Source organism: Pantoea sp. CTOTU49201 (genome assembly GCF_032054795.1).
In the GTDB taxonomy this organism is placed as follows: Bacteria; Pseudomonadota; Gammaproteobacteria; order Enterobacterales; family Enterobacteriaceae; genus Pantoea; species Pantoea symbiotica.
The window spans coordinates 1-9338 of the sequence record NZ_DAMBSA010000166.1 but is presented as its reverse complement, the minus strand read 5'-3'; the positions used below and the strand labels follow the sequence as shown (position 1 = coordinate 9338).

At 51.3% G+C, this 9338-nt stretch carries 8 protein-coding genes and 1 pseudogene; 5 read left to right on the top strand and 4 right to left on the bottom strand.

The features are described from left to right. Window positions 1-1302 (bottom strand): annotated as a pseudogene (locus tag RTY00_RS12970) (excinuclease ABC subunit UvrA); the annotation flags it as partial. Window positions 1303-1524: 222 nt separating this feature from the next. On the opposite strand from RTY00_RS12970, the gene ssb1 reads away from it, so the two are divergent. Beyond that, on the top strand, window positions 1525-2079 hold the full coding sequence (gene ssb1 / locus RTY00_RS12965; protein ID WP_008109965.1) for a single-stranded DNA-binding protein SSB1: 555 nt from the start codon (window positions 1525-1527) through the stop codon (window positions 2077-2079). 100 nt (window positions 2080-2179) lie between these two features. Here the strand turns inward: ssb1 and RTY00_RS12960 are convergent, their stop codons facing one another. Continuing rightward, window positions 2180-2707, bottom strand: coding sequence for an isochorismatase family protein (locus tag RTY00_RS12960; RefSeq protein WP_258144371.1), 528 nt, complete (start codon window positions 2705-2707; stop codon window positions 2180-2182). Between the two features lie 122 nt (window positions 2708-2829). On the opposite strand from RTY00_RS12960, the gene RTY00_RS12955 reads away from it, so the two are divergent. Next, complete coding sequence (locus tag RTY00_RS12955) at window positions 2830-3660, top strand: AraC family transcriptional regulator (RefSeq protein WP_312664726.1); 831 nt, start codon at window positions 2830-2832, stop codon at window positions 3658-3660. Between the two features lie 72 nt (window positions 3661-3732). Next, a complete protein-coding gene (locus tag RTY00_RS12950; RefSeq protein WP_312664725.1) occupies window positions 3733-4686 on the top strand; it encodes a DMT family transporter in 954 nt (317 codons plus the stop codon). 931 nt (window positions 4687-5617) lie between these two features. On the opposite strand, the gene RTY00_RS12945 is transcribed toward RTY00_RS12950, so the two are convergent. Then, entirely contained in the window at window positions 5618-6013 is a 396-nt protein-coding gene (locus tag RTY00_RS12945; RefSeq protein WP_008109970.1) for an IS3 family transposase, read from the bottom strand. A gap of 526 nt (window positions 6014-6539) precedes the next feature. On the opposite strand from RTY00_RS12945, the gene RTY00_RS12940 reads away from it, so the two are divergent. After that, window positions 6540-7796, top strand: coding sequence for a polysaccharide biosynthesis C-terminal domain-containing protein (locus RTY00_RS12940; protein ID WP_293791888.1), 1257 nt, complete (start codon window positions 6540-6542; stop codon window positions 7794-7796). Between the two features lie 8 nt (window positions 7797-7804). Next, window positions 7805-8755: an ATP-grasp fold amidoligase family protein gene (locus RTY00_RS12935; RefSeq protein WP_008109972.1), complete on the top strand. Its 951-nt coding sequence runs from the start codon at window positions 7805-7807 to the stop codon at window positions 8753-8755. Between the two features lie 56 nt (window positions 8756-8811). Here the strand turns inward: RTY00_RS12935 and RTY00_RS12930 are convergent, their stop codons facing one another. Further along, window positions 8812-9093, bottom strand: coding sequence for a YjcB family protein (locus RTY00_RS12930; protein ID WP_008109973.1), 282 nt, complete (start codon window positions 9091-9093; stop codon window positions 8812-8814). Window positions 9094-9338: the final 245 nt, after the last annotated feature.

The following is a 9338-nucleotide window of genomic DNA, read 5'->3' as shown; positions in this document are numbered from 1 at the left end:
CATTTCTGAGATGGTCGGCAGGTTGGTGTCTTCAACAAAAACATGGCGCGCTTCACGACGCAGACGCGTACCTTCACAGCTGGCGCAGGCACGGTTGCTGATAAATTTCGCCAGCTCTTCGCGCACCGCATTGGATTCCGTCTCTTTATAACGGCGCTCCATGTTGTGCAGCACGCCTTCAAACGGATGGCGGCGCACTGAGGTGTCACCGCGATCGTTGATGTATTTGAATTCGATATTCTCTTTGCCGGAACCGTACAGAATCACATTGCGCGCGTTGTCGCTCAGGCTGTTGAACTGGGCTTCGACATCGAATTGCAGATGTTCAGCCAGCGAGCGCAGCATCTGGAAGTAGTAGAAGTTACGGCGATCCCAGCCGCGAATGGCGCCGCCCGCCAGCGACAGCTCGGGATTTTGCACCACACGATCGGGATCGAAATATTGCTGCACGCCCAGGCCATCGCAGGTCGGGCAGGCGCCGGCCGGGTTGTTGAACGAGAACAGGCGCGGTTCGAGTTCGCGCATGCTGTAGCCACAAATCGGGCAGGCAAAGTTAGCCGAGAAAAGCATCTCTTCGGCGCTGGTATCGTCCATATCGGCGACAATCGCCGTGCCACCGCTCAGTTCCAGCGTGGTCTCGAAGGATTCAGCCAGACGCGTTGCCAGATCGTCGCGCACGCGGAAGCGGTCAATCACCACTTCGATGGTGTGTTTCTTCTGCAGCTCCAGCTTCGGCGGATCCGACAGATCGCACACTTCGCCATCAATACGTGCACGGATGTAGCCTTGCGCCGCGAGGTTTTCCAGCGTTTTGGTGTGTTCGCCTTTGCGATCTTTCACCACCGGTGCCAGCAGCATTAGACGACGGCCTTCTTCCTGCGACAGCACCTGATCAACCATCTGGCTCACGGTTTGCGCCGCCAGTGGAACGTCGTGATCCGGACAGCGCGGCTCACCCACGCGTGCAAACAGCAGGCGCAGATAGTCATGAATTTCAGTAATGGTGCCGACGGTGGAACGCGGGTTATGCGAAGTCGATTTCTGCTCAATGGAGATGGCGGGCGAAAGACCTTCAATATGGTCAACGTCCGGTTTCTCCATTAATGAAAGAAACTGGCGCGCATAGGCCGAAAGCGACTCGACATAGCGACGCTGGCCTTCGGCATACAGCGTATCAAACGCCAGCGAAGACTTACCGGAACCTGACAGACCGGTGACCACAATGAGCTTATCGCGAGGGATGATCAGGTTGATGTTCTTCAAATTATGGGTGCGAGCACCGCGGACTTCGATCTTATCCATTCACCTTTCCCGGATTGAACAACACTCGCCATGCCTTGCCAGCACGACCAGCAGAAACGGTCCATTATGGCACAAAAAATAAACTGAATAAATATCCAGTGTTTTTGCTATTCTGTCCGCCGATAAATTTTGGAATCCCGCTCTAAAGTGGGCACACGCCAATGTGACGTGATACAATTTTTCGCTTAGACTTTTAGCATCAACTCATCGGGAGACAGCAACATGGCCAGTCGTGGCGTAAACAAAGTGATTCTAGTCGGGAATCTGGGTCAGGATCCGGAAGTGCGCTACATGCCAAATGGTGGCGCGGTAGCCAACATTACGCTGGCCACGTCAGAGAGCTGGCGCGACAAGACAACCGGTGAAAACAAAGAGATCACTGAATGGCACCGCGTTGTGCTGTTCGGCAAGCTGGCGGAAGTCGCTGGCGAATACCTGCGTAAAGGTTCTCAGGTTTACATCGAAGGTCAGCTGCGCACCCGCAAATGGACCGATCAAGCCGGTCAGGAAAAATACACTACTGAAGTGGTGGTTAACGTTGGCGGCACCATGCAGATGCTGGGCGGACGTCAGCAGGGCGCGAACGCAGGTGGCGCACCTTCGGGCGGCCAGGGCGGCGGCAATAACAACGGTTGGGGCCAGCCACAGCAGCCACAACAGCAGCCGCAGGGCGGTGGTAACCAGTTCAGCGGCGGTGCGCAACAGCGTCCACAGCAGCAGAGCGCACCAGCCAACAATGAACCGCCAATGGATTTTGACGACGATATTCCGTTCTGATTATCCGCCTGAGCAATCTCAGGCCTGACGTTATCGAACCCAGAAATGCCATTCCGCGAGGAGTGGCATTTTTTTATCTGCAGCCGAACAAGTTGCAGCCTTAATGCGGTCGCCATTCCCGCAATAACGCTTCCGTCTCACGCACCAGCACCGGATTGCCCGGCATAATTAAATCGGCCCACACTTCGTTGTGCTGATTGATCTGCTGCTGCGCGGAAACATACGTGCGGTCGGCGGTGGTATGCGCATCGGCGGCGACGGTGATGTGATAGCCGAGGCTGGCGCCGACTTTGATGGTGGTATCGACACAGTAATCGGTCGCGCAGCCGCAAATGACGAAGTTTTTAATGCCAAGTTGGTCGAGTTGAGCGGCAAGATCGGTTTGCCAGAAGCTATCGCAGGCGGTCTTATTGATGAAGATGGCGTTGGCTGGCTGCTGCAGCTCGGGCACGATCGCCCAACCAGCTGAATCAACTTCTAAACCTGGCCCAACGTGCTGGATGAAAATCACCTGATCGGCCGCAGCGATTAACTGATTGATCCGCTCGCAGCGTCCGGCACGATCAAAACGCGGCGTTGCCAGCACGCCATTTTGCATATCCACCACAACTACGACTCGATTCGCCATTTCACTCTCCTAAGTTTGAAGCCTCAGTGTGGATTGCCGACGCGCAGAGGTAAAGCAATTCACCTTTGCATTTATCGCCACTGCCGCGCATGCTTATAAGCGATTTATTCCGGAGGTGTGTCGTGAAGGTGGTTCCTGAAATCTTTCCTTGTGAGCAAGATCGTGCGCAGTTTCAGCATTTCGCTGAGCTGCCGGGCATCGAGCTGTATCAGGCGCACATCTCCCGCTACGCTTTTGAACCCCATACCCATGAAGCCTTTGGCATCGGTACTATCGAGTCCGGCGCCCAGCGCTTTCGCTATCGCGGCGCCAATTACACCGCGCCGCAGCATTCGTTAGTGATGATGAATCCCGACGAGCTGCACACCGGTGAATCTGCCTGCGACGAAGGCTGGCGCTATCGCATGATCTATATCGATCCGCTGGAAATGGATCGTCTGACCGGCGATCGTGATTGGTGGTTCACCGATGCATTGCGCACCGATGCGCGGTTGGCGCAGCCGTTCTCACAATTGCTGGCGCAGATGTGGCAGGCGGAAACCACGCTGGAGCGCGAAAGCACTTTGCTCGAACTGCTGGAGTTGATGCGACCGCTGGCGCGTCAGGGACAGCAACGACCTGCTGAAGGTGCGCATCGCTTTGATGCGGTTCGAGACTATTTGCGTGAAAACCTCGCCGAACCGGTGCGCCTCGAAGAGCTTGCTGCGCTGGCATCGCTGTCGCCGTGGCATTTCCTGCGCAGTTTTAAACAGCACTTCCACGTTACACCACATCAAATGCTGATGGCTTTTCGCCTGTTCGCCGCGAAACAGCAGCTGGCGCGCGGCGACAGTGCGGCAACCGTCGCGGCATCGGTCGGACTTACCGATCAGGCACATCTCACCCGCGCCTTCGCGCATCGCTACGGCATCACGCCGGGCCGCTATCAAAAACAAGTGTTCCCTTCACGCTAACCGCAATCTGCTACAAGCCTTTCGCCTCCGCCTGCGTCACACTGCAGCGGAATGCATATAAAGGAAGAGTTTATGTTTGCTGGAATACTGTTTGCGCTGGCAGCGGGATTGATGTGGGGATTGATCTTTGTGGGGCCGCTGCTGATACCGGATTATCCGGGCACCTTACAATCGGCCGGACGCTACGTTGCCTTTGGATTGGTGGTGTTGCCGCTTGCCTGGCTGGATCGCCGTCGTTTGCGTCAGCTGGCGCGCAAAGATTGGATTGAAGCGCTGAAGCTGTCGCTGATTGGCAATCTGCTCTATTACGCGTTTCTCGCCAGCGCGATTCAACGCACCGGCGCGCCCATCTCCACCATGATTATCGGCACCTTGCCGGTGGTGATTACCGTGACGGCCAATCTCTGTTATGGCCATCTTGAAGGGCGTTTGCCGTGGCGCAAACTGACGCCGGCTTTGCTGATTATTGCCGCAGGCCTGGCTTGCGTGAATGCCGCCGAACTTCAGACGCAGGGTCCCGATTTTGATTGGTCGCGCTATCTCACCGGTTTAGGGCTAGCGGTTCTGGCGGTGGCATGCTGGACATGGTATCCGCTGCGTAATGGTTTATGGTTACGTGCGCATCCCCAACACAAACCATCCAGTTGGGCGACGGCACAAGGTTTGGTGACGCTGCCGCTGGCGTTGGTGTTCTATCTATTAGTTTGCGTGCAGCTCCACTGGCAGCAACCTGAGTTTGCGTTGCCCTTCGGGCCGCAGCCGCAACGCTTTCTATTATTAATGTTAGGTATCGGGCTGATCTGCTCATGGCTGGGCACACTCTGCTGGAATGCTGCCAGTCAGCGCGTGCCGACGGTGATCATGGGGCCGCTGATTGTGTTCGAAACCTTAGCCGGATTGCTGTGGACATTCCTGTGGCGACAAAGCTGGCCGCCGCTGTTAACTGCGGTCGGCATTGGCTGTTTGATTGTTGGCGTAATCTACGCGATGCGCATTAAACCCCAGCCGCATATCACTGCGGTATAACTCATCAAAGAGCGCTGCTGAAAAACATTTCGGCAGCGTACTCCGCTGTATTTTAAGAATTTGACTAACCTCTTTCACACCTCAAATCCCGCTTTCTGACGCTGACCAGGCCGTCGATATAACTTTTCGGCTAATTTCAGCCACTTTTTCAGCCCTGATTTGTCATAAACAGACATGCCGCTGCGTCCCGTGCGACAGTGTTTGGCCGTATTAAGGCGCACTAAACCTTCATTAATCCTCGTTCTTCCTGGCTATAGCAGGCCCTAAAGCGGAAAAAACCGGCGCGTTAAGGCGGAAAAACATGCATCTAACCTACCGTTTATTGCCGTTTGGCACTGAAGATTGGCACTCGAAAGCCACTTTTTGCTTAAGGGAATAGGGCGATGTTAAGAAAGATTCCATTAACCGTTGGCAAAAAACCATTAAGCGTAACGATGAATAGGGTGCAGTAATTTAACTTATCTCCCGCTTTTTGGCTGTTATTGTTTAGGCTCGATAACCTTTCTTATCAGGATTATTCCTGGCGGCATGATGAGAAATTATGGTCTACGCGCGTCAACCGAATGATGAATGAATCCAGGAGTAGATCCAGTTAAAAACAGAGGTTATGTGTGAGCGGTTACACGGCGTTGTTCATTAATGCTTAACAGAATTGTCTGCATTCAGGGCTGATGATTAATGTTGGTAAAGTAATAATTGAAGCGCCAATCTCACCGAAATGAGATTGGACTTCGTTTGAATGGCTTGAATAGAGAGACTTTTGCTGATGTGAATCTATTTTACCGCAAAAAAGGAAGCAATTCCGCGATGGTATTCATCAGGAAAAATTGGAGCGAATTGTTATGTTGTGAACGCCGTATTAAATGATCTTCATATCTTCTGGTAAGAACAAATCTCAGCATTAAGTCAAATAACATCGGCCTTAATGGTGTTAGCGATTATCTGTTCCTGCAGGATAATGATAAACGCTACGGCTAATATCCAGTAAACGGCAGCTACGACGGGTACCTATGTCGAATGTCGTTTGCAGAAAGTTAACTGCCTGACGCTTTTCATTCGTGGTGAAGAAGTTTTTCAATACGCTTTGCAGCATCTCTTTATCGGAACTCAGAGATTGCAGTTCACGCGTGAGGTTAAGAAGTTGATCTTCCAACTCCTTGATTTTGCGACCTTCCTCGGAAGAGAGCCCAGAAAACTTCTTCTTCCAGCTATAGAAAGTGGCCTCGGAAATGCCAAGCTCCTCACAAATCTCCCTGACTTTCACTCCCGTTTCAGAAGCTTTAATGGCATTTGTGATTTGCTCTTCGCTATATCGTGACTTTCTCATAAATGCTATTACCTTTCTTATCAATTAGTGGATGAGAATTACTGTATTAATATCTGGCACTGCAAAAACACTATTAATTCAGTATTAAAGTGCGCGATTTGAATTGCGAGGGTTAAATTAAGATATTTAGAAGAAATATCATCATGGGATAAATCTTATTTTATTCCGAATGGCATTGAACGCCTTCCTGGCTTTAGGTTTTTGATATAAATTCTCTCCATCCCAAATGCAGAAAAATACTACATTCATTGGAAAATCGGCATAAACCACTTGCAGAAATGTCAGGGTGTGCCAGTAAACCTTTGCTTAGAATTTAAGCTGAAATCGTTTACATCCACCGAGTTTCGCACCGGATATAATCGGAATTTTCCTGAATATAATTCCTAATTGCTGACGCGAGTCTCATTTTTCGGACCAGTTTGGTTTGAAGTTAATAAATTAAGTCAGGCCCACTGAGCGCTTGTTAATTCATTTCAAGGACGTTGTACCGAAAGTTGTTGTAGTTCGTAATACTAAGGATCAGTCAATGAAATTGAGCGTAATGTCTAATGCCGCCTGGATGATGTCTGAAAAGATCGTCTCCGTGTTCGGCGTCATATTTGTGACCTCCTACGTGGCAAAATCCTTTGGTCCAACCATCTTTGGCCAAATGGCGTTTTCGACCTCGCTGTTTTCCATGGTGCAGACCGTGGCGATTTTCGGTACGGAAACCATTCTGTTTAAACGTATCAGTAAGAGTGCGCCGAAAGGGCTGCGCCTGATGACCGTAGCGCGCAACATGCGCATGGTTTTGCTGTTGCTCACATCGTTGCCCGTCTTGATTTGGGTCTGGTACAACATGCAGGAAAACTTCCTCGCCTTTGCACTGGCCTCGTTTATCTCTTCGGTTTTCGTGACGCAGGACACCTTCAGTGTCTACAACAATGCGCGCTTAGCGTCGCGACTGAACACCATCGCCAACTCTGTCGGTTTGCTGCTGGGCTTCAGCTTAAGTTTCACCATTGCCTGGCTGCACCTCAATCCGCTGTGGCTGACCGTATCGATTGTCGCCGTCACGCTGGTGCCGTATGTCATTAAGCGTTTCAACTTTTACCGCGAAAATCAGGACGTGGCGCCGCCGCAGGATAAGCGCAACACCTATCTGCGCTATTTGCTGTATGCAGGATTGCCGCTGGCCATCTCCAGCATCTTTATCTCGGTGCAGGTGAAAGCGGCACAGATGTTCCTGGCGGGCATCGCCTCGGCGCGCGATCTCGGGCTGTTCGCCGCCGCCAATACCATTTCGGCCTCCTGGATTTTTATCCCGGTCGCCATCATCACTTCCTGCTTTTCGGAAATCTTCCGCGAGCGTGGAGAAGCCGCCATCAAGCTGACAGCACGGCTTAATGGTTATGTCATGGGTGTTTCATTGTTGTTGTTAGCGGTGATCGCGATGTACGGCGAAAAAATCATCATCGCTTTATATGGTCACGAGTACACACAGTCAGGAAGTCTCATTACGTTGTTGTCGTTAGCGACCTGCTTTTCGGCGATGGGGACCGTAGCGTATCGCTACATGGTCAAAGAAGGCGGGTTTAATTATCTGTTGAAGAAAATTGTTTGCCTGATGGTGATCAGCTTGCCGCTGTCGTGGTGGCTGATCCAGGGCTACGGCATCATGGGTGCCGCATGGAGCGTTTTCATCTCAGAATTGCTGTCTCTTACCGTAATGAATTACTTCTTCAAAAACGGCGTCATCCAAAAAATCCAGGTTTCCTCACTCAACTACAAAACCTACAAATGAGGTCAGATATGCTCAAGTTGAAAGATGAACTCAGAAGAAGCGTGCAGTACTTCATCAAGAAGATGCCCTGGGCATACCAGGATCGTATCTACTATTTTCATAAGTTCCGCAAACTGCCCAATTTGCGTGAGCCGAAAGTGTTTAACGAGAAGGTGCTGTACCGCAAATTCATCCATGGCGATTATCAGATGTATGGTCGTCTGTCGGACAAATACTCGGTGCGCGAATATATCGCCGAGAAAGTGGGCAGCGAATACCTGATCCCGCTGGTGTACGAGACCAGCGATCCAAGCTCTTTGCACACGCTGCCGAGCTGGAAAAATACCGTTATCAAGCCGAATCACGCCTCTAACATGGTGGAGATTTTGCTGGAAGAGCCGGATGCGCTGAAGAAGCAGCAGATTATTAGCGACTGCCATCGCTGGCTGAAGACCGATTTCGCCAACGAAGCGCGCGAGATTCACTATCGCTACATCAAGCCACGCATTCTGGTGGAGCAGTACATTGGCGATGGTAAATCGGCGCCGATTGACTACAAGTTCCACATGTTCAACAAGCGCGACGGCAGCTTTGAGTATGTGTTGCAGGTGATCTACAACCGCTGCAATCCGCTGTTGTCGATGAACTTTTACGTCAACAACCTCAACGAGGCGTATCACAAAATTCGTGATACCGGCCTGGACGTGACGCCACAAATGGCCTCGTTGCAGCACGCGTTGGCGTTAAGTAAAAAGCTGGCGAGTGATTTCGATTATGTGCGCGTGGATTGGTACATCGATAAAGAGCAGATCTACTTCGGCGAATTGACCTTTACGCCGGGCGCGGGTTTGGTGACCGGTCTGGATCGCGGGCTCAATCAGATGATGGGTGATATGTGGATTCAGGATCGTCGCGGTACGAAGATACCGGGCATCACGGTGACGGAAGTAACCATTCCGGCCGTATTGAAGAAAATTTAAGTATCACACAGCAAAATAAAAAACCCCGCTTCGGCGGGGTTTTTTATTGGCAGCTATTAAGGCATTGGCCAATCGGTTGGCGTTTGACTCATCACTTCAATAAAGGCGTTTTTGGAGATTTCCATAAAGTTATGCAGATTCTCCATGCTCAGCGTGATACCGAGCAGGCCGGTGACAAACCAGCAGGACATGCCTACGCCGATGCCACCGCACAGCAGCGCCATCACGTGATGACTGTTCTGACGCAGTCGAATTTTCATGGTGCTGGCAAAGAACATCATTACCGCACTCAGGAGTTCCCAGCGCATAACAATCAAACTGGTGGTTAAGGTGGCCATCTGCAAAAACCTCTTAGAATCAGTGATATCCCCGACATTCAATCGACATCACTGGCGGCGAAGAAGGAAGGTCAGGGAAGTCCTTCAGGCCGTCTTACTGAATACAGGAAAGTGTGACTTGGCTCACATTATATCACTCGATTTTAAATTTTGAACAAAATTTATACCGGGTCAGGTAGAAAGATTTTTATCGAACTGAGGAAAAAACAGGCAGGAAAAGCGAGGTGCGCCCGCAAGGGGCGCGC

Bases quoted from the DNA above. Each gene is read 5' to 3' on its own strand.
- RTY00_RS12960 (WP_258144371.1), bottom strand. From the start codon at position 2,707: ATGGCGAATCGAGTCGTAGTTGTGGTGGATATGCAAAATGGCGTGCTG.
- RTY00_RS12950 (WP_312664725.1), top strand. From the start codon at position 3,733: ATGTTTGCTGGAATACTGTTTGCGCTGGCAGCGGGATTGATGTGGGGA.
- RTY00_RS12930 (WP_008109973.1), bottom strand. From the start codon at position 9,093: ATGGCCACCTTAACCACCAGTTTGATTGTTATGCGCTGGGAACTCCTG.
- RTY00_RS12935 (WP_008109972.1), top strand. From the start codon at position 7,805: ATGCTCAAGTTGAAAGATGAACTCAGAAGAAGCGTGCAGTACTTCATC.
- RTY00_RS12940 (WP_293791888.1), top strand. From the start codon at position 6,540: ATGAAATTGAGCGTAATGTCTAATGCCGCCTGGATGATGTCTGAAAAG.
- RTY00_RS12945 (WP_008109970.1), bottom strand. From the start codon at position 6,013: ATGAGAAAGTCACGATATAGCGAAGAGCAAATCACAAATGCCATTAAA.
- ssb1 (WP_008109965.1), top strand. From the start codon at position 1,525: ATGGCCAGTCGTGGCGTAAACAAAGTGATTCTAGTCGGGAATCTGGGT.